This window comes from Pseudomonas sp. AC083 (genome assembly GCF_979253165.1).
This window is the reverse complement of sequence record NZ_CEEDDH010000226.1, coordinates 1-255: the sequence shown is the minus strand read 5'-3', so window position 1 is coordinate 255 and position 255 is coordinate 1. Positions and strand designations below refer to the sequence as shown.

General features: G+C 37.3%; 1 protein-coding gene. It reads left to right on the top strand.

What is annotated here, in order from left to right; translation table 11 throughout:
* Positions 1–176, top strand: a 176-nt coding sequence (locus AC0IXA_RS27790; RefSeq protein WP_471814960.1) for a TetR family transcriptional regulator C-terminal domain-containing protein, incomplete at its 5' end; no start/stop codon positions are given.
* Between the last annotated feature and the right edge of the window lie 79 nt (positions 177–255).

The window sequence follows — 255 nt, the reverse complement described above, 5'->3', positions numbered from 1 at the left end:
TAAGAGACAGAGATGGCAGCTGGTCGATCCAGCATGTGGAGTCAAAAGTGAAAATATTACTTTCCGTTTTTTATGGATTAGACGTGTTATATAAAAATGACACCATTGAGCAGAAGAAAGAGTTACAAAAAGAGGCGATCTCATTGTTTATTCACGGAATCAACCATCATGAGTAACAAGTGAGTCAGTAAAGGGGAAACAAACATCATGCAAAAACCGATTCGTGAGCAAAAAGCTGTACTCGTTATTCTATTA